The organism is Mesorhizobium sp. M0618 (assembly GCF_040320765.1).
Taxonomy (GTDB): Bacteria; Pseudomonadota; Alphaproteobacteria; order Rhizobiales; family Rhizobiaceae; genus Mesorhizobium.
In genome coordinates this window covers 48,976-67,992 of the sequence record NZ_JAMYQH010000026.1, presented here as the reverse complement: position 1 = coordinate 67,992, position 19,017 = coordinate 48,976, and the positions used below count along the sequence as shown (strand labels likewise).

Annotated in this window: 21 protein-coding genes; 9 read left to right on the top strand and 12 right to left on the bottom strand. The window is 61.4% G+C overall.

Annotated elements, in window-relative coordinates; all coding sequences use genetic code 11:
• Positions 1-143 precede the first annotated feature (143 nt).
• Entirely contained in the window at positions 144-752 is a 609-nt protein-coding gene (locus NKJ04_RS24675; protein ID WP_127294539.1) for a cysteine hydrolase family protein, read from the top strand.
• Between the two features lie 102 nt (positions 753-854).
• Positions 855-2,129, top strand: a complete 1,275-nt coding sequence (locus tag NKJ04_RS24670; RefSeq protein WP_352677705.1) for a DUF763 domain-containing protein — start codon at positions 855-857, stop codon at positions 2,127-2,129.
• 22 nt (positions 2,130-2,151) lie between these two features.
• Here the strand turns inward: NKJ04_RS24670 and NKJ04_RS24665 are convergent, their stop codons facing one another.
• The 3 genes from NKJ04_RS24665 to NKJ04_RS24655 form a co-directional block, all read right to left on the bottom strand.
• A complete protein-coding gene (locus NKJ04_RS24665; RefSeq protein ID WP_023811968.1) occupies positions 2,152-2,595 on the bottom strand; it encodes a PPC domain-containing DNA-binding protein in 444 nt (147 codons plus the stop codon).
• 40 nt (positions 2,596-2,635) lie between these two features.
• Positions 2,636-2,953: a hypothetical protein gene (locus NKJ04_RS24660; protein ID WP_023811967.1), complete on the bottom strand. Its 318-nt coding sequence runs from the start codon at positions 2,951-2,953 to the stop codon at positions 2,636-2,638.
• Between the two features lie 162 nt (positions 2,954-3,115).
• Complete coding sequence (locus tag NKJ04_RS24655; protein WP_352677703.1) at positions 3,116-3,286, bottom strand: hypothetical protein; 171 nt, start codon at positions 3,284-3,286, stop codon at positions 3,116-3,118.
• A gap of 209 nt (positions 3,287-3,495) precedes the next feature.
• Here NKJ04_RS24655 and NKJ04_RS24650 point away from each other — a divergent pair, with 209 nt between their 5' ends.
• Genes NKJ04_RS24650 through NKJ04_RS24635 form a run of 4 tightly spaced genes read left to right on the top strand, consistent with a single transcriptional unit; the run spans position 3,496 to position 7,848 of the window.
• Positions 3,496-4,068: a (2Fe-2S)-binding protein gene (locus NKJ04_RS24650; RefSeq protein ID WP_245273254.1), complete on the top strand. Its 573-nt coding sequence runs from the start codon at positions 3,496-3,498 to the stop codon at positions 4,066-4,068.
• A 1-nt stretch (position 4,069) separates the two neighbouring features.
• Positions 4,070-5,092, top strand: a complete 1,023-nt coding sequence (locus NKJ04_RS24645) for an FAD binding domain-containing protein (protein WP_352441507.1) — start codon at positions 4,070-4,072, stop codon at positions 5,090-5,092.
• Positions 5,093-5,095: 3 nt separating this feature from the next.
• On the top strand, positions 5,096-7,375 hold the full coding sequence (locus tag NKJ04_RS24640; protein WP_352677701.1) for a xanthine dehydrogenase family protein molybdopterin-binding subunit: 2,280 nt from the start codon (positions 5,096-5,098) through the stop codon (positions 7,373-7,375).
• Between the two features lie 23 nt (positions 7,376-7,398).
• The gene (locus NKJ04_RS24635) at positions 7,399-7,848 is read left to right on the top strand and encodes a RidA family protein (RefSeq protein ID WP_352677699.1); all 450 of its coding nucleotides are present in this window, start codon (positions 7,399-7,401) and stop codon (positions 7,846-7,848) included.
• 52 nt (positions 7,849-7,900) lie between these two features.
• On the opposite strand, the gene NKJ04_RS24630 is transcribed toward NKJ04_RS24635, so the two are convergent.
• Positions 7,901-9,610 (bottom strand): HAD family hydrolase, encoded by a 1,710-nt coding sequence (locus NKJ04_RS24630; RefSeq protein ID WP_023811962.1) that lies wholly within the window; start codon positions 9,608-9,610, stop codon positions 7,901-7,903.
• Positions 9,611-9,840: 230 nt separating this feature from the next.
• Between NKJ04_RS24630 and NKJ04_RS24625 the strand changes: the two genes are divergently transcribed.
• Entirely contained in the window at positions 9,841-10,347 is a 507-nt protein-coding gene (locus NKJ04_RS24625; protein ID WP_023811961.1) for a YciE/YciF ferroxidase family protein, read from the top strand.
• Between the two features lie 60 nt (positions 10,348-10,407).
• Here the strand turns inward: NKJ04_RS24625 and NKJ04_RS24620 are convergent, their stop codons facing one another.
• The 3 genes from NKJ04_RS24620 to NKJ04_RS24610 form a co-directional block, all read right to left on the bottom strand.
• Positions 10,408-10,557: a hypothetical protein gene (locus NKJ04_RS24620; RefSeq protein ID WP_023811960.1), complete on the bottom strand. Its 150-nt coding sequence runs from the start codon at positions 10,555-10,557 to the stop codon at positions 10,408-10,410.
• Positions 10,558-10,615: 58 nt separating this feature from the next.
• Positions 10,616-11,587 (bottom strand): SDR family oxidoreductase, encoded by a 972-nt coding sequence (locus tag NKJ04_RS24615; RefSeq protein WP_023811959.1) that lies wholly within the window; start codon positions 11,585-11,587, stop codon positions 10,616-10,618.
• Between the two features lie 307 nt (positions 11,588-11,894).
• On the bottom strand, positions 11,895-12,581 hold the full coding sequence (locus tag NKJ04_RS24610) for a TetR/AcrR family transcriptional regulator C-terminal domain-containing protein (protein WP_352677696.1): 687 nt from the start codon (positions 12,579-12,581) through the stop codon (positions 11,895-11,897).
• Positions 12,582-12,770: 189 nt separating this feature from the next.
• Between NKJ04_RS24610 and NKJ04_RS24605 the strand changes: the two genes are divergently transcribed.
• On the top strand, positions 12,771-13,253 hold the full coding sequence (locus NKJ04_RS24605; RefSeq protein ID WP_023811957.1) for a RidA family protein: 483 nt from the start codon (positions 12,771-12,773) through the stop codon (positions 13,251-13,253).
• Between the two features lie 269 nt (positions 13,254-13,522).
• A complete protein-coding gene (locus NKJ04_RS24600) occupies positions 13,523-13,900 on the top strand; it encodes a GNAT family N-acetyltransferase (RefSeq protein WP_352677694.1) in 378 nt (125 codons plus the stop codon).
• A 13-nt stretch (positions 13,901-13,913) separates the two neighbouring features.
• On the opposite strand, the gene NKJ04_RS24595 is transcribed toward NKJ04_RS24600, so the two are convergent.
• The 5 genes from NKJ04_RS24595 to tmk form a co-directional block, all read right to left on the bottom strand.
• The gene (locus tag NKJ04_RS24595) at positions 13,914-14,732 is read right to left on the bottom strand and encodes an MBL fold metallo-hydrolase (RefSeq protein ID WP_023811955.1); all 819 of its coding nucleotides are present in this window, start codon (positions 14,730-14,732) and stop codon (positions 13,914-13,916) included.
• A gap of 3 nt (positions 14,733-14,735) precedes the next feature.
• On the bottom strand, positions 14,736-15,530 hold the full coding sequence (locus tag NKJ04_RS24590) for a TatD family hydrolase (RefSeq protein ID WP_352677692.1): 795 nt from the start codon (positions 15,528-15,530) through the stop codon (positions 14,736-14,738).
• Positions 15,530-17,080 carry a methionine--tRNA ligase gene (gene metG / locus NKJ04_RS24585; RefSeq protein WP_023811953.1) on the bottom strand — a complete coding sequence of 517 codons (1,551 nt, stop codon included), beginning with the start codon at positions 17,078-17,080 and terminating at the stop codon, positions 15,530-15,532. The genes NKJ04_RS24590 and metG overlap by 1 nt, the downstream gene beginning before the upstream one ends.
• A gap of 90 nt (positions 17,081-17,170) precedes the next feature.
• Positions 17,171-18,226, bottom strand: coding sequence for a DNA polymerase III subunit delta' (locus NKJ04_RS24580; RefSeq protein WP_352441502.1), 1,056 nt, complete (start codon positions 18,224-18,226; stop codon positions 17,171-17,173).
• Entirely contained in the window at positions 18,223-18,897 is a 675-nt protein-coding gene (gene tmk / locus NKJ04_RS24575) for a dTMP kinase (protein ID WP_023811951.1), read from the bottom strand. Before tmk ends, NKJ04_RS24580 begins: the two co-directional genes overlap by 4 nt.
• Positions 18,898-19,017 lie beyond the last annotated feature (120 nt).

Genomic DNA, 19,017 nt, shown 5'->3' with positions numbered 1-19,017 from the left:
TCCATTCATCTCAGCGGAAACGCCAGCCATTTACGTCGGTTCCTGTGGCTATCTCAGGAACCAGTGCTTGCGCGCGGCGTTGCGTGTCTTTGCCGACAACGGGAGGAACCAGGGAAAATGCATCGCCGGTTGGAGAAGCGCTGATGTCGATGCCGGGGCTGGCATACGGTCCTCTCGGCGATCGATGCATGCATATCTGCGTGGATATGCAGCGGCTGTTTGCAGAGCCGTCCGAATGGGCAACACCCTGGATCACCCGGGTTCTCCCGCAGATCGAGAGGCTGGTCGAAAGACGCGCGCCACAGACGGTCTTTACACGCTTCCTGCCCGCCGGGAAGCCGGGGCAGGGCGTCGGCACATGGAAGCGCTATTATGAGCGCTGGGCTTCCCTGACGATCGAGACGATCGGGCCCGAAATGACCGAACTGTTGCCGTCTTTAGCCGGCTACTGCCCGCCAGCGGCGATCGTCGACAAGCACATCTACTCGCCCTGGTTCGAAGGGCGTCTCAGAGCGCTCCTGGTGGAGCGCGGCATCGATACGCTGGTCATCACCGGCGGCGAAACGGATGTTTGCGTTCTGGCCACGGTGCTCGGGGCCATCGATTTCGGCTATCGCGTGGTTCTCGTCACGGACGCGCTGTGCAGTTCTTCCGACGCAACCCATGACGCACTGCTGACCGTTTACCACCAACGTTTCGCGCAGCAGGTCGAGACGGTTGAGATGGAAACGGTTCTCTCGAACTGGACTTGACGTCCGCTAACCCGGCCCGGGTGGGAAGTGTCCATGCTTCCTTGCGCGGTTGGGCTGCCTATCTGTTAAGAGAATGACGGACACCAGAACAGGTAGCAGGACGTGACTCAACGATCGGGAAGTGCTGATCTTCCACTCCATGGCGGGCGCGTGCCAAAATGGCTCGGCGACCGCATGACGCGTCTTGGCGCTGTGATGTGCGAGGCGATCATTCATCACTATGGTCGAGACGAGTTGCTGCGGCGGCTGGCGCATCCATTCTGGTTCCAGTCCTTTGGTGCTGTCATGGGCATGGATTGGCACTCGTCAGGAATCACGACCAGCGTCGTGGGCGCTTTGAAGCGTGGCCTCACGCCGCTTTCCGGCGAGCTCGGCATTCATGTCTGCGGTGGCCGCGGCGCGCATTCGCGCAAAACCCCGCATGAGCTGGAAGCCATCGGCCAACGCGTCGGCTTCGACGGAGCGGGCCTGGCAACCGCCAGCCGGCTGGTCGCCAAGGTCGACAGCGCCGCCGTCCAGGACGGTTTCGATCTCTATCTGCATGGCTTTATCGTCGCCGATGACGGTCACTGGGTTGTGGTGCAGCAAGGTATGAACGGCGACAGCAAGGTGGCGCGCCGCTACCATTGGATTTCCGAAGGCCTGAAGAGTTTTGTCGACCAGCCGCATGTCGCCATCGAAGGGGCCAATCAAGGCGAGATCGTCAACCTGACCGACCGGCGTGCCGAGGCGTCCCGCCAAGGGCAACTTGACCTTTTGCAGGATCTCGGACCGGATCGCATCCTGGGCGAGCTGGCGGCATTGGAGCGTGGCGCGGAGCCGACGCGCCGGCAGGAACCGGAACAACCGCTGCTGCCGCATTTGGTCATGCCGGCCCACCATGACGTTCGCGAAAGCGATGTCGTCATGCATCGCCTACACGGCAATATCGCAGCCGCCGCGGACCGCGGTCCCACCGATTTCGCCGAGCTCCTTCTGGTCCCCGGCGTCGGCGCACGCACAGTGCGCGCGCTGGCCCTCGTTGCCGAGGTGGTGCATGGCGCTCCTTGCCGTTTTTCCGATCCCGGCCGCTTCTCGCTGGCGCATGGCGGCAAGGACAGGCATCCATTTCCGGTACCGCTGAAGGTCTATGACGAGACGATCGGGGTTCTGAAGTCGGCCGTGCAGAAGGCAAAGCTCGGTCGCGATGAAGAAATCGGCGCCTTGAGGCGGCTCGACGATCAGTCGCGGCAAGTCGAGCGATACGTGACCGGCCCCAGCCTGAAGGAAATTGTCGCGGGAGAATTCGACCAATCGCATCTGCTTGGCGGGCGCAGCGTGTTCGGGTGGGAAGCTGCGCCGGACACAGCGCCTGCTGAGCGGAGCAAAAAAGCGTGAGAACGAGACAGAGGGCTGTAGATCAGTCGGCCAGATCGATCAGCGCGACACCGAGGTCCGGACGCTTGCTGCGGCGCAGATGACCGGGCGCTTCCACCAGGGTGATTTCGAGCGTTGGTCGAACGATGCCGTCAAGCAGATGTCCACCCCGGGTGGTGCCGTCGCTCAATCCAAGCACCGCATGGACGTGCAGGCTGGGCTTGTCATCATCACCCAGTGCAACATCGCCGATCGCGCTCAGAACCTCGCACTGTTCGCCGATGGGGATTTTGCGGTAGGTCTTCGCGGTCGGATCAAACCAGCCCACGGTGGCTTTTTCGAAAGCCCCTATGGCGGTCAAGGACGCACTGCCGATCTCCTGGTCGACCGCGAAGGCGGTCAGTGCCGCGAACGCTTCTTCGCCTGGGTCGAGCACCACGACGAATGTCCGTTGTCCGCCGATCTCATTGACGAGCTGAGATTTCATCCCTGTGCTTCCATCGTTCGGCCCGAGGCCGTCGCCAAGATCAATGGGCGCGGTGTTCCGCATTGCGCTTGCGGGTCGCTGCAGCTTTCTTTGCCGATTCGGATCGGCTTGCGGCAGACCGTGATGCCGATGCCTTGCCGCCGCTTTTACCGCCTTTGTGCGCCGCGAGATGGCCCGTGTGTTTGCCGCGGCCCGAACCGCCTTCCTTCTTGCCACCGCCATCGTCCTTGTTGACGGTAGCCCATGCACGCCGCTCTGCTTCCTTGTCCGAAACCCCGCGCTTCTCGTAGCCTTCGGCAATGTGGTCGGCCTTACGCTCCTGCTTGTCAGTGTATTTCGATTTGTCGCCTCGTGGCATGGCCTGCTCCTATTGAATAAGGGCTGAACGTCGATTTGACGCGCTGGTTCCAACAGAAGTTCGCGTAGCCAATGCCATCGCCCGGCATGGCCAAACACCGCCGCGCGCAGGCTAACGCTTTTCGGGCCGGGGAGAGCGCAGCAGCAGGCGAGGGGAATTGGTTCAGCCGATTGCCAACCTCACGACGAGGGCCAGGATCACGACACCGACCAAGCCGGCTATGAAGATGACCCGACGGGTGCGCGTTCGCAGGATGATCTCGCCTTGTCTCCCCTGCTCCGCAGAGAATACAGGTCCATTGTCGCCGTCCTTGCCATGCCGACCATCGCTCATGATCGCCTCCTTCCGGCTCTTGGCACACAACCATCGCTTGACCGGGGAGGTTCCGATTGCATCGATCCGGCCAGCAGAAAAAGGATCACAGGCTCGTGAGGAGGGAACTTTGCCCTCCGCGAGTGGTTTGGGCCGCTTGAGACCCAGCCAGCCCGGAGCCAGCCATGTCCGATGCCAAAATTTCCAGCGGCTTGAGCAGACGCATGTTCATGACGGCCTCTGTTTCGGCGGCGGCGGTGATGCCGCTTGTGAATTCCCCAACGAGAGCTGCCCAGCCCGCGTCCGCAAAACCGGCCGAACCGCGCGATTTGTCGGCGGTTTCGATGCGTATCAACAAGCAGACCTACAACCTCGCGCTCGACAATCGAACCAGCCTGCTTGACGCGCTGCGCGACCATGTCGGCCTGACCGGCACCAAGAAAGGTTGCGATCACGGTCAGTGTGGTGCCTGCACGGTGCTGATCGACGGAAAGCGGGTACTGTCGTGCTTGAGCTTTGCCGTCATGAACCAGGGCCGGGAGATCACAACGGTGGAAGGCCTGGCTTCGGCGGACGGGGACCTGCATCCGGTCCAGCAGGCCTTCGTCGACCACGATGCCTTTCAATGCGGCTATTGCACACCGGGTCAGATCATGTCCGCCATCGGTTGCATCAACGAAGGCCATGCTGGATCGGAAGATGATATTCGCGAATATATGAGCGGCAATCTATGTCGCTGCGCGGCCTATCCCAACATCGTTGCGGCGATCGTTCAGGCACGCGACGAGACCAGGAGGGCTTAGGATGCGCCCGTTCGTATATGAAAGACCAACCAGCGTCTCCACGGCAATCGCCATGGCGTCCCGTCCCGATGCCGTGCATGTTCCGCCAACCGGCGCCGACACGCAGTTCATCGTCGGCGGCACCAATCTGGCCGACTACATGAAGCTCGGTGTCGCGCGGCCGGAGCGACTGCTCGACCTCAACACTCTTGCCGAGCCGGCCTTGCGGCAGATCAGGATAGACGATGATAAGATCCGGTTTGGTGCGCTGGTCCGTATGGGTGAAGCAGCCGACAACAATGATGTCAGGCGCCGTTGCCCGGTCCTCGCCGACAGCTTGAAATTCGCTGCCAGCGGTCAGCTTCGCAACATGGCGAGCCTGGGCGGCAATGTGCTGCAACGTACGCGCTGCGAGTATTTTCGAGAGATATCTTGGCCGTGCAACAAGCGCGAACCGGGCTCCGGCTGCGCTGCGATGGAAGGGTCCAATCGCCAGCATGCCGTGCTGGGTACGAGCGATGCCTGTATTGCCACGTATCACGGCGATTTCGCGCAGGCGCTGGTTGCGCTGGACGCCACCGTCGATGTCGAAGGTCCGCGGGGAAGGCGCACGCTCACTTTTGCCAAGCTGCATAAACGGCCGGGCGAAACGCCCGACATCGAGACGGATCTGGCCGCCGACGAGCTCATTACCGCCATCGAAGTGCCGCTGGCACAGTGGAGCAGCCGGTCGCGCTATCTGAAGATACGCGATCGCGAATCCTACGCGTTTGCGCTGGCGTCCGCGGCTGTCGCGCTCGACATGGATGGCGAGACGGTAAGGAGTGCGCGCATTGCGCTTGGCGGAGTGGCGACGGTGCCGTGGCGTGCGCGCGAAGCAGAGGACGCGCTACAGGGCAAAGTGCTTGACGAAGCCACGGCGCAGGAGGCCGCCGAGGCTGCTTTCGCCGATGCCAGACCGCGCGAGCATAACGCATTCAAGATACCGCTCGGCAAGCGCACGCTGGTGCGGGCGCTGCTCGAAACCCGGGATATGAAGGGCTGAGCCATGAACCAAGCTGCACCCGCTCCAAGGGAAAACCAGGGCGATCCCGTTGTTCGCATTGACGCCCGGCTAAAAGTTACCGGACAAGCCGGCTATCCCGCCGACATCGTTACGGCCAACGTCGCCTACGGTGCCCTTGCCACCAGCAGCATTGCCCGGGGCAAGGTTTCCGAACTTCACACGAAAGACGCCAATGCCGTACCCGGTGTGCTGGACATCGTCACCTATGGCGATCTGGACAAGACCGACATGCCGAAATTCGGCAACACCGGTGCAAGTTCGATTGGGCCCTTGCACGACAAGACGGTTTTTCACGATGGTCAGATCATCGCTCTGGTGGTCGCTGAAACCTTCGAGGCGGCGGAGGAGGCAGCGATGTTGGTCCGCGCCGACTATGAGGACGAACGGCCCAGCGCCAGCTTTGATTCCAAGGGCGTGAAGATGGAACCGGCTGCCGGCAAAAGCCCGATGTTCAAGGAGGATGCGAAGGCCGGTGACTTCGACGCCGCTTGGGCGGATGCGACGGTGAAGATCGACGAAAAATATTCGACGCCGACCCAGCATCATAATCCGATCGAGCTGTTTTCGACCACCGCCATATGGCAGGGCGACCAGTTGACGATACACGAACCCAGTCAAAACGTTACGGGCTGGAAGGTGGAACTGGCACGCCAACTGAAGCTCGATCCGGCCAATGTGCGGATCGTCAGTCCCTATATCGGCGGCGCCTTCGGCTCCAAGGGGCCGATGACGGCACGCACTGCTATCGTTGCCGTCGCGGCGCGGCGCATCGGCCGGCCGGTTCGCTGCGTCGTCAATCGCATGCAAGCCTTCGGTACGCAGACCTATCGCGCCGAAACGCGGCATCGGATCCGCATGGGCGCCGGCAAGGACGGCCGCATCACGGCGTTCGGACATGAGGCCTGGGAGGTGACGTCACGCCCGGACCCTTATGTCGTCGGCGGCACGTCCGCCACCGCGCGCATGTACGATTACGGCTCCGTTCTGACGCATGTTTCGCTGGTTCATGCCGACCGCAACACGCCTGGCTACATGCGATCGCCGCCGGAGACGCCTTATGTCTACGCGCTGGAAAACGCCATGGACGAAATGGCCGTGGCCCTCGGTATGGATCCTGTCGAGTTTCGTCGCATCAATGAACCGGAGAAGGAGCCGATCGGAGGCAAGCCATTTTCCAGCCGCTCACTCATCAAGTGCTACGACCAGGCGTCCGAGGCCTTTGGCTGGTCGAAGCGCGATCCCAGGGTCGGCTCGATGCGCGACGGCGATTGGCTGGTCGGAATGGGCTGTGCGACGGCAATCTATCCGACTGCCGCCGCACCTTGCGCGGCCCGGGTTCGTCTCACCGCGGATGGCGAGGTTCGGGTCCAGTGCGGCTCCCATGAAATTGGCACCGGCGTTCGCACCATCGCCGGCCAAATGGCGGCCGAAAGGCTGGGGGTCGGCATGGACAAGATCAGCGTGGAGATGGGCGACAGTGCCTTGCCGCCGGCTCCCGTGTCGGGCGGATCGATCTCGACCGCCAGCGTCTGCTCCGCGGTCATGAAAGCCTGCGACGCGATACGCGAAAAACTGTTTGCCGCCGCTGCGGGCAAGGGGGCTCCGCTGGCAGGTTCGGCCAATGCGAAGCTGGATTTGAAGGACGAAGAGGTCGTCACCGAGACCGGCAAGTCCGCCAAGCTGGCCGATGTCTTCAAGGCCATGCAAGTCGGCGCCATCGAAGAATATGCCGAGTTTGCGCCGAAGGGTTCTTCGCCTGAAGCCCTGAGGAAACTCTATGCCGGACAATCGGAGTTTCATGGTGGAGAGAACGACGAAGATTCGGTCAAATATGCGTTTGGCGCCGAGTTCGTCGAAGTGCGCATCAACAGCTATACACGCGAAATCCGGGTGCCGCGCATGGTCGGAGCCTTCGCTGCCGGGCGCATCATGAACACGCGCACCGCGCGCAGCCAGCTGATAGGTGGCATGATCTGGGGCATTGGCCAAGCGTTGCACGAGGCCACGGAAATTGATCAGCGACACGCGCGCTACGTGAATCGCGACCTGCAGGACTATCTCGTGCCGGTCAACGCCGACATCAAACAGGTCGACGTTATCCTGGTCCCCGAAATCGACCACCAGGTCAATCCTGCCGGCGTCAAGGGCTTGGGCGAACTCGGCAATGTCGGAACGGCTGCTGCCGTGGCGAGTGCCGTCTATCATGCCACCGGCAAGCGCATTCGCGATCTGCCGATCAGAATAGATAATTTGATAGGCTGACGATCAAGAGCTCTGGACGGAGCATGGAACTCGTAACCCATAGGAAATTCAAAAACGGCAGGTTGATGCCGTGGGGAAAAGGCACGGTCGTCACCGGAGCAAAGGGATTTGTCTACCTCTGCGGAAATACCGCAACCGCCGAGAATTACGATCCTGCCGGAAAGAGAGGAGGGGGCTTCCCTGGCGATGCGGCGGCACAGTGGCGCGCAATTTTGGCGAACATCAAATCAGATCTGGAAGAACTCGGCAGCGCGCTCGACTATCTCATCCGGCTGACCTTCTTCATCAAGGGGCCATTTCCCGATGGCGGCGTTCTAAGTTCACCCAATTTTCGTCTCGACGTACGGGACGAGTTCTTTGCCGAGCATTGCCCGAAGCACTGCAGCTATAACAACCCGCCGCCCTCCGAGGTGATCGGGATTGCAGCGCTTGCGCAAGCCGACATCGATTGTCGCGGTGGCGGCGTTGCCTGACTGAAAAAGTTTTCGCGTGCAGCGATAGCTTAGTTGCCTTGGCTCTCGAGTGTCACTCCGGGGCTGTGGCCGGAGCCGTGTAACGTCGGCGCACAGCGTCAAGCACCCGCTTGCGGCTCTCCTGCGCCGACAGGGTCTTGTCCTCTTCCGCCTCGGCGGTTTCGCGCGCCAGGTCCTTGTCCCTGATCTGATGGCGAAACCATTTGGAATAGTCGCCGGTGCGCAAGTGAAACTCCCAAGTCTTGTCGTCTATGCCCTCGGCGATCTGAGCGAAGATCATCAGATTGTGAGCCCTGAGGTTCATCGCATTGTCAGGGCCATGGAAATAGAAGCTGCCGGCTTCGTCGAGCTGGCCTTCGGCATATTTCCGGCTGTGCCGCTTGAGTGACTGACGTGGTTCCACCACCTTGACCGTCTTGACTTTCTTGCCCGCCTGCGGCCGCCAGAACAGCACGCGCGCGCCCTTGGGGCTGGGGATGTCCTTTGGCGGCTCAATGCCAGTCTCCTTGCAGAAGACCTTCACCACGTCCTTCGCCTTGGGGCCAAGCGCAATGATGGCTGTCACAAGGCGCAAGGCGTCTGTCGAGATCGCCTCGGGGTGAACGGTGATCAAGATTGTGCCCGGCAATTCCAATGAAAGGACCGCCCGCGTATCGTCGCGCCGCTTGGGCAGAAGATGGTGCGCTTCATCGATGACGAGCCAGTGCGGTCTCGCGGTGCGCCGGCGGAAACTGCTCAGGCCAGGCAGCAGGTCGGCAAAGAAATCCGGCCTCTCGTCGACGCGCAGGGCCAATCCGTTGACGACAATGTTGCTGTCGGCCTTGGCGATCAGATCCAGCACCTGCGCCTTTGTCGGCGCGCTTGAGCCGTCTCCCAGGCGAACGGCGCCTTCGAGGCCGTCATAGTCGCCTTCGGGATCGAAGACGCAGAACTGAAAACCACTTTCGACGAAGCGTTCCGTCAGCGCGGTGGCCAAGGTGGATTTACCAATGCCGGAACTCCCGGCAATGAGGATCGTGTCGCTCGGCGACAGGTAGACATCATCGCCGCCAGACGACCCAAGAACGATGCCGTCATGGCGCTTCGGCACTATCGCGTGATCACGCTTTATCAGCTTTGCGATCAATTGCTCCACGCCCTTGCCGCGGGCGCCACGCATGACCAGGTTGGCTGTATCCTTGACCGCCGGAATTGCATTGTCGACGGCGGCGCTGCAGCCACAGGCTTGCAGGAACGCGTGGTCGTTCTCGGCGTCGCCGACGCCGACGACGTTGTGCGGCGAAAGTCGAAGGTCCTGAAGGGCCGCAGCGAGCCCGGTGGCTTTGTTGATGCCGCTCGGCAGGATCATCACCGCGCCCTTGTTGAAGATGATTTCCAGTTCGAGACCCATCTTCTTGATGATATCGAGCACGGTCGCCTGATGGGGTTCCCAGGTCGCGACGATCGATCGCCCGACCGAAAGCGGCTTGACGCCCTGCCGCTTCAATCTGGCGACGAATTTGGGCTCGGGCGATGGGGCGATCACCCGCTCTTCCTCGCTGGCCGGCGTGTAGATCATCGCGCCATTCTCAGCGACGACCTTGTCGAAGAGGCTAAGCTCGGGAAAGACGCGCTTGAGATCGGGCAGTTCACGCCCGGTGACGAGAACCAGCTTGCGGCCGCTTTTCTTGAACCGCTCAAGCGCGGCGAGCGTCTTCTTGGCGACGATCCCATCATGAGCCAGCGTGCCGTCATAGTCTGCCGCCAATGCAATGAAATACATTCCGCCGACCCTTCTCGTTCCGGTTGCCCTGTGGCTAGAACGTGTGATCGAGACAAAGGCTCCCCACCGACCGGATCGTAGGTGGAGGAGGGGCGGTTCGCCCTCGGAAATCAGGAACTCCTTCGGTGCCGGTACGTTGACCAGACAAGCCGGGAACCGTCCCGGTCTTTGCTGGCGGCGTGCAAACCCCGTCGCCGAAATCCACACCAAGCGCAATGAAAGGTAAGGCCATGGGCTTCTTTTCGAAGGACATCAAGACACTCGACGATCTCTTCGTGCACACGCTGCGCGACATCTATTACGCCGAAAAGCAGATCGAGAAGGCGCTGCCGAAGATGATCGACAAGGCAACCGACCCGCAATTGAAAGCCGGATTTGAAAAACACCTCGACCAGACGAGAGGCCATATCGAGCGCGTCGAACAGGTGTTTGAGTTGCATGGCGTCAAGGCCAAGGAGGTCAACTGTCCGGCAATCGACGGTATTCTCGAGGAGGCCGACGATGTGAGCGGTGACGTCGATGACAAGGAGGTTCTCGACGCGGCGCTGATTGCTTCGGCGCAGGCCGTCGAACACTATGAGATGACCCGCTACGGGACGCTCATCGCCTGGGCCAAGCAACTCGGCCGCACCGACTGCGCCAATGTGCTGGCCAAGAACCTGAGGGAAGAACAGGCGACAGATCGCAAGCTCACCGAAATGGCGGAAAGCAAGATCAACCTGCAGGCAGCCGAATAGGGCTGCAATCCGGCCGGCTGGTAACTCGGCCGGCCGGATTGCTGGCAGGTTTCCACTCCGTCAGCGAGACGGGTCGACGCCCAAGGCCGTTGATTGCTTGCGCAGCGCCTCATCGTCATCCTGCGGCGCATGCCGAGCAGATCCTGCGATTTCCGTGTAGATGCGGTACGCTACACAAGTGAGCGCCACCATGAAAAGCAGACGGCCCATCCATCCTACTCCTTGCTCATGGATTTCATTCCGGCCATCCTCAGTACCCTCCCCATCCTCAGTACCCTCCGACGACCGGCAAGATTTCGCCGGTGATGTAGCTCGAGCAATGCGGCGAAGCGAGGAACACATAGGCCGGCGCGAGTTCTTCCGGTTGCGCGGGTCGTTTCATTGGCGTGTCCGCGCCGAATTTCGAGACGTCGTCGGCTTCCTTGTCCGACGGATTGAGCGGCGTCCACACCGGACCCGGTGCGACCGCATTCACCCTTATGCCCTTGCCGATGAGATTGCCCGACAGGGCCCGCGTGAAGGCATGGATGCCGCCCTTGGTCATCGAATAGTCGACCAGTTGTTTTGAACCGTCGATACCGGTTACCGAACCGGTGTTGATGATCGCCGAACCTGGCTTCATGTGCGGCACCGCTTCCTGCGCCATATGAAAATAGCCGTAAAGATTGGTCTTCAGCGTCGTGTCGAAATGTTCTTCGGTCAGCTCGCCGAAATCGCTGGAATGGATCTGGAACGCAGCGTTGTTGACCAGCACGTCGATGCGACCGAATTTTTCAACGGTCTCCATGACCGCCTTGTGGCAGTGGCTGCGTTCGCTGACATCGGCCTTGACCAGGATGCAGCGTCGTCCCTCCTTTTCCACCGCTGATTTGGTCTCTTCAGCATCCTTGTCCTCGGCCAGATAGACGATCGCGACGTCGGCGCCCTCGCGGGCGAACAACACCGCCACCGAGCGGCCGATGCCGGAATCGCCGCCCGTGATGAGTGCTACCTTTTGGTCGAGTTTTTTCGATCCGAGATAGTACGGCGCATCGTACAGCGGCTCCGGCTCTAGCGCCCATTCGTGCCCCGGTTTGGGCTGATGTTGCTCGGGGAAGGGGGGCTCGGGATATTCACGGGCGCCAGCCTGCATGGCGCCTTGCTGCTTCCCACCGCCTTTCGATTTGTCCTTGGCATCGACGCCACGTTGGATATGGCGCTGCTTGGCCGCTTCACCGGCTATTTCTGACTTCATCTGCATGATCGTCTCCTTGGCTTGGAGAGGAAACAACGCATGTCAGGCAAAAAGGTTTGCGCAAAAGATCGACTTGCCGAGAGGATTCCGGCCAGCGTTTGGCAACGCGTAACGACGACATCGCCAGCTGCACCAATTCAGCTGCAATGCAGCCGCGCCAGCCACCGCCGCGATGGGATCGAGCACCGGGGCTTGCCCGCTGCCTGCGCCGCCTTGGCGGCGAGCCAAACGTGATGATGTGGATTGGGAAGCTATTGCGTCAAACTGGCAAAGCAGCGCCATCCGGTCTACTCCGGGCGTAGCCGCCGGAATTCTATCTTGGCGACAGCCCATCGAGCAGGAAGTCGAGGCCTTTTCGGAAGGCGCCATCCCAATCGTTGTCCAACAGCAGACGAGAGCGTTCGATTGTCGGGTAGTGTTCGCTGAGGTGTGTAAGACGCTGCTGTGCGGCTGCCCTGTCTTCTTCCGAGAGGTCGAAGCTTGCCCGGGTGAGGGTGGCGCCCATCACATAATTCCAGAGCGACCATATCGCGGCGTTCAGATTCGCGTCGGCAACACCGGCTCTGGACAAGGTCTTGCTCAACATTTCCAGGCGGCTGAGAATGTTCGGGCCGAGCGCCCGGCGCGGCAACAGCGATGCCGACCAAGGATGGCGCAACATTCTGGCGCGCCAGTCTTCGAGCATATGAACGACGTCTCCACGCCAGTCCGGAGACTCACCTGTTTCAGGCGATCTGCGATGTTCGAGCACCGAATCGAGTGCTAGATCAAAGACATCCTCCTTGTTGTCAACGTGCCAATACAGGCTCATCACACCCGAGCCGAGGCGATCGGCCAGCCGACGCATTGTCAATCCGTCTATGCCCTGGGCGTCCAGCAGTTCCACGGCGATCGCCACGATACGCTCTCGAGACAGCGGCGGCTCGCTGCTCGCCTCCTGGATGGGTTGAAGCTTTGTCCGTTGCGATCGTTTGGTGGCACTGCGGGGTTTGGCTGCCATCTGTCTTCCTTGCTGGCCGAACGTCGATTTTGGCAGGCACCGTCAGGAATGTCGACGCTGATCGCTTGACTAGTACGATGTACCATACGACAACTCGTACATCGCACGATTCATCGTATGAGCGATCTGGTTTAAAGTTCATGCCGGCGGCGAGTGCGTTATTCGCAGTCAGCAGAGCCAGGAGAAATCATGTCACGCGCAATCAAGCATCTGCTTATCGGAGGGCTAATCATCATGACCATTGCAGTTCCCACTGCGTCGCCGGCGAACGAGTTCAAGCTGACCATCATCAATCCACAGACGCTCTACGACCCGTCGCCGAATGGCTACAGCACCGCCGTGATCGCACCGCGCGGAGCTCGGATTGCCTACATTTCCGGGCAGGGCGGCCAAGACAGCACAGGAGCCTTGTCACCCGATTTCGCCGTCCAGGTTAAGCAGGCCTACGCAAATTTGCATGCGGCGCTCGGGGGCATCGGCGCCAAGCCGGATCAGGTGGCGAAGCTCACGGTCTTCGTGGTCGACCACGACATGTCCAAGCTCGATGTGTTAACCAGGAACGTCAAGGACATGTTCGGCGAGGCGTTGCCGGCGCAGACACTGGTTCCCGTTCCCAAGCTTGCAATCGACCCCATGCTTTTCGAGGTGGAAGCCACCGTTATTCTGGAATAGGGAGCCTGATCGCCCCAACTGACATGGGGTCGAGCACGCCGCCGACAGCCGCGCGTTGGAACCACCAATTCATTTTGGCTCCCACGAAGCAAAGCCGTCACGACGCATACACTCTATTGCTATTGCCGCCGCATCCAAAAGTCGCATAAGATAGATTATGGAACTAACGCATCGGTCAAGAACTGGAAATTGCCGCTGATTCTCATAGGCTTGAGCCGATTGTCCGGATTCCGAGCCCGCCAGCGGTTGCGGTTGCTTCGGTCGAACGCGTGCAGACAGCCGAACGGGCGGCGGCGCAGTTGGGAAAGATCATCCGCAGACAGCCGATCCCGGATCATTTGCTCGGCGACAGCGCGCCGTTGCGCCAGTATGTGGCAGTCGATGGCGCCGATATCGTTGGGCGCGTGCGCAGCTTGGATGCCGTGGAAGCCACGTGGTGTTCGAGCATGTATGTCGAGCCTTCGCACCGGCGTCGCGGCATTGGCCAGGCTTTGATGTCGAAAATGTTGCACGACGATCGGGCGCGTGGGTCGAGGTGCTCGGTGCTGGCTGCAACCCACGCCGGGGCTCTGCTTTATCCCCGGATGGGCTACGAACGGATCGGAACGCTGCTGATATTCGCACCAATGAACCGAAAGCCTGTATGAAAGTCTATTCGCATCACGCTGATTCGTAAGGGATTTCAATCGCCATCCCATCATAGGCCGGCTCGACGTTGGCGGGTGTCTCGGCCATCACCGTGGCGTAGTCGAGCGGCACGTGCATATGTGTCAACACCGCATGTATCGGCGCCAGCCGCTCGATCCATTCAAGCGCTTCGCCAAGGGACAGGTGACTGGGATGCGTCCGGTACTGCAGCGCGTCGATGATCAGCACGTCGAGGTCGCGCAGCCGTTCGGCGGTGGGTTCCGGAAAGTCGCTGATGTCGGGACAATAGGCGAGACCGCCAATGCGGAAACCGAGCGATACGATGTCGCCGTGGATCTGCGGCAGCGGCTCAAGGGTGAGGGTACCCCCCTCTCCTTCGATGACCACCGGCCTGGTGTGGTCGATGAGATGCGGCCTGACGATCGGCGGATAGGAACTGCCTTGCGGCGTCTCGAAACAGTATCCGAACGCTTCCCGCAACCGAAGCATCGTCGCCCTGTCGGCATGGACGTCGATCAGTTGGCGCTGATCGAGAACGAAACCGCGCAGATCGTCGATGCCATGGATGTGGTCGGCATGCGGGTGGGTATAGACGACCGCATCGACACGTTTAACGCCGGCCAGCAGCATCTGCTGCCGAAAATCCGGCCCCGTGTCGATGACGACAGTTGTGCGGCTGCCGTTCGCCGCGATCCGCTCGACGAGTGCGGCGGCACGCGTGCGCCGGTTCTTGGGGTTGTCGGGGTCGCAATTGCCCCAGTCGCCGGTGATGCGCGGCGTACCTGGGGACGAGCCGCAGCCGAGAATGGTGAGGCGCAGCCGGTCGGTCATCGTTCAGGCACTTTGCTCTACAGGCCGCGGCATCTTGCCGAACAGCCGGAAGAAATTATCCGTCGTCAGATCAGCGATTTCAGCTTCGCTGACGCCGATGGTTTCGGCCAGCACCTTGGCCGTGTGCGCGACATAGGCGGGCTCGTTGCGTTTGCCGCGAAACGGCACGGGCGCCAGATAGGGCGCGTCGGTTTCGACCAGCAGCCGGTCATGCGGCACATCGGCGGCAATGGCGCGCAACTCAGCTGAATTCTTGAAGGTGAGGATACCCGAGAACGACACGTAGCCGCCGAGAGCGACGCCAATTTCGGCGAGCCGATGTCCGGAAGAAAAGCAATGCAGGATGAAGGGGAAGGCGCCCTTCCCCGTTTCGGCCTTGAGGATCGCTGCCATGTCGTCGTCGGCGTCGCGCGAATGGATGACCAGCGGTAGGCCGGTCTCGCGCGCGGCTGATATGTGGGTGCGAAAGCCTTGCGCCTGCGCATCGCGGGGCGCTTTGTCGTAGAAGTAGTCCAGCCCGGCCTCGCCGATGGCCACCACTTTCGGGTGCGCGGATAGCCGCACAAGCTCCTCGACCGTGATATCCAGCTCTTCGGCCGCATTGTGCGGATGAGTGCCGACAGAGCAATAGACTTCGTCGAAAGTTTCAGCGATCTCAAGTACTTGCGGAAACCGCCTCACGCGTGTCGAGATCGTCACCATACGGTCGATTCCGGCGGCTAACGCGCGGGCGACGATGGCCGCCCGCTCCTCGGCGAAGTCGGGAAAGTCGAGATGGCAGTGACTGTCGACGAGCATCAGACGTTCGCGTCCGGCTGTTCGACATAACGTGGAAACACCCCTTCCGGTACGGGCAACGCAGTGCCGGGCACCAGCGCATGGTCAGCATGGACATGCGCGAAAGCGCGGCTCTCCGCCGGCACCGCCAACAGGTCGAGCAGTTTCGCGGCCGATCCCGGAGTGAAGGGTTGACACAGTACCGCCACGCGGCGCACGACTTCGGCGGTCGTCCACAGCACCGTTTCCATGCGCGCAGGGTTGGTCTTTTTCAACGCCCATGGTGCCTCGCCGGCAAAGTAGCGATCGGCTTCCGCCACCACGCCGAAGATCGCCGCCAGCGCCAGATGGATGCCCTGCTCGGCCATCGCCTTGCGCGCGATGTCGAGAGCGGCGACGGCCTGATCCAGGATTGCTCTGTCTGCATCCGTCAGGTCGCCGCGCTGCGGCACCACGCCGCCGCAGTTCTTGGCGATCATCGACAGCGAGCGTTGCGCAAGGTTGCCGAGGCCGTTGGCAAGATCGGCATTGGTGCGGTTGACGATCGCGTCATGGCTGTAGCTGCCGTCGTTGCCGAAGGGCACCTCGCGCAGGAAGAAGTAGCGCACCTGGTCGAGGCCGTAGTGCTCGACCATCGCGAATGGATCCACGACGTTGCCAACCGATTTCGACATCTTCTCGCCGCGGTTGAACAGGAAGCCATGCGCGAAAACGCGGCTCGGCAACTCAATGCCCGCCGACATCAGAAATGCCGGCCAATAGACCGCATGGAAGCGGACAATGTCCTTGCCGATGATGTGCGTGGCCGGCCAATAGCGCCATTGCTCGGCCTTTGTGTCGGGATAGCCGGCGGCGGTGATGTAGTTGGTCAACGCGTCGACCCAGACATACATCACATGTTTGTCGTCGCCGGGCACCGGCACGCCCCATTTGAAGGTGGTGCGCGAGATCGACAGATCCTTCAGCCCGGACTTGACGAAGCTGAGCACCTCGTTGCGGCGCTCGGTGGGACCGATAAAGTCTGGCTGGCTCTCATAAAGGGCCAGCAATTTTTCCTGATAGGCGGAAAGCCGAAAGAAATAGCTTTCTTCCTCGTTCCATTCGACGGGCGAGCCGAGCGGTTCGCGACGCACGCCATCCTCGCCGAGCGTCGTCTCGCTCTCGTCGAAATAGGCTTCCTGGCGCACCGAATACCAACCGCTATAACGGTCGAGATAGATGTCGCCATTGGCGGCCATCGCCTTCCAGATCGCCTGACAGGATTCGTAGTGGCGCGGTTCCGTCGTGCGGATGTAGTCGTCGTTCGAGCCACCCATCGCCTCGGTCATCGCGCGGAAAATCGCCGAATTGCGGTCGGCCAGCGCCAGCGGCGTTATGCCTTCCTTCTCGGCCGTTTGCTGCATCTTCAGGCCGTGTTCGTCGGTACCGGTCAGGAAGAAGACGTCCTTGCCGTCCAGGCGCTGGAAGCGTGCCAGGGCGTCGGTTGCAATGACCGTATAGGCGTGGCCGATATGCGGCTTGCCGTTCGGATAAAAGATCGGGGTGGTGATGTAGAACTTGTCGCGTGACATGAAGGAACCGTCATGAATGTCTGAATGGAAAGGCGTGGCGGTGGATATCGTATCGAGGCAGCATTTGCCATCCCGATCCAGGAAACCCAGTCACATTCGCATTGCAGAATTCAGGCGGTCGATCATGATCAGGGCGTGCTGCTTCTTGTCGAGATTGTAGGTATCGGTCTCAGATATAGCGTCCAGCGCCTCATGCCAAGTGTCGGACAACGTTTTGGCCCGTGCGAGATCGCCCGCCAGTGCTGCCTGACTTGCCGCGTCCGACAACAGGTCCAGCGCCCGGCGGTTGAAGATATCGAACTGGATCGCCTGATCGCGGCCAGCCACGGCTTCGGCGAGGCGAAACGCGCCGCCGACATCGCTCTTTCTGCCGGTGACCAGAGCGTCGAGCGTGGAGGCGATCTCCAGCCCGCCATACTGCGTCAACAGGATCGCGTTCCGGGCGCTGCCCCCTGCCCGCCCGACCAGTGCCGCGCGAGCCGCCGGATCGTCAGGCGGCGCGGGCTCGGTCGTTTCCAGCACCGTCATCAGGTCGTCGGCGTCGAGCGGGTTCAATCGCACCACCTGACAGCGCGACCGGATCGTCGGCAGCAGGCTGCCCGGCGCGTGGACAATCAGGATGAACAGAGTCCGTGCCGGCGGCTCTTCAAGATTTTTCAGCAACGCATTGGCCGCATTGGTGTTCATGTCATCGGCGGGGTCGACGATGACGACCCGATAGCTGCCGTCGTGCGAGGTCAGCGACAGGAAGCGGCTGACCTTGCGTATCTCATCGACGGTGACGACTGTCTTGAAACTCTTGGTCTTGTCGTTCAGCGGCCGGGTCAGATGCAGCACGGAAGGATGCGCCCCGGTGGCGATCTGGCGAAACAGCGACGAAGCCGGATCGGCAGTGGCAAGGCTTTCCGGCGCCTGCGCAAAATCCGGGTGCTTCAGCAGATGATGCGCAAGGTGGAAGGCGAGCGTCGCCTTGCCGATGCCGACTGGCCCGGAGAAGATCAGCGCATGCGGCAGCTTGCCCGCACGATAAGCGGCGGTGAGCACGCCTGCAGCTTGGCTATGCCCGACCAGAACGGGCGTTTCGGAGGGCTCCGGCACGCCGTCGAGCGTGTCGTGCTGCTCGGGTGCGATGCGTTCGAAGATCATGCCGGCGTTGCCTGCCTGTCGCGTGCCGGCGTTCTCGCCGCCAGTGCCGCGAACACCGCCGCGGTGACGACGTTCTCGACCGCGTCGGGCTCGGCGGCTGCGTCGACGACGATGCAGCGCTCCGGCTCGGCCTTGGCGATCGCCAGAAACGCCTCGCGGCGGGCCTGATGGATCGCCAGCGTCTCCTTTTCGAAGCGGTCGGCGACTGCCTCGGTGCCGCGCCGCAGCGTTGCGCGCCTCAGGCCTTCCGCCGGATCGATGTCGAAGATCAGCGTCATGTCCGGCATCATGCCGTTGATGGCGACCTGCTCCAGCGCATCCATGAACGCCGAATCGATGCCGCCGGTGACGCCCTGGTAGACGCGCGAGGAATCGAGGAAGCGGTCGCAAAGCACGATGGAACCACGCTCGACCGCCGGCCGGATGAGCTGCTCGACATGATCGGATCGCGCGGCGGCGAAAAGCAGCGCTTCCATCTTCGGTCCGAACGGTTCGGCCGCGCCCGAAAGCAGCACATGCCTGACGGCTTCGGCGCCCGGCGAGCCGCCGGGTTCGCGGGTAAGCAGCACATCGTATTTCTTGGCGCGCATCTTCCTGGCCAGCCGCTCGATCTGCGTCGACTTGCCTGCCCCCTCGCCGCCTTCGAAGGTGATGAAAAAACCGCGTGCCAACCGAGAGGCCTTCTTGTCCATGGCTGAATGGGATTGTAGCGCTCTAGATAGTCCGCGTTCGGCCAAACGTCCATGCCGTCAATTTTTGCCCTTGTGCAGTCGCCCCCAAAACCATGGCTG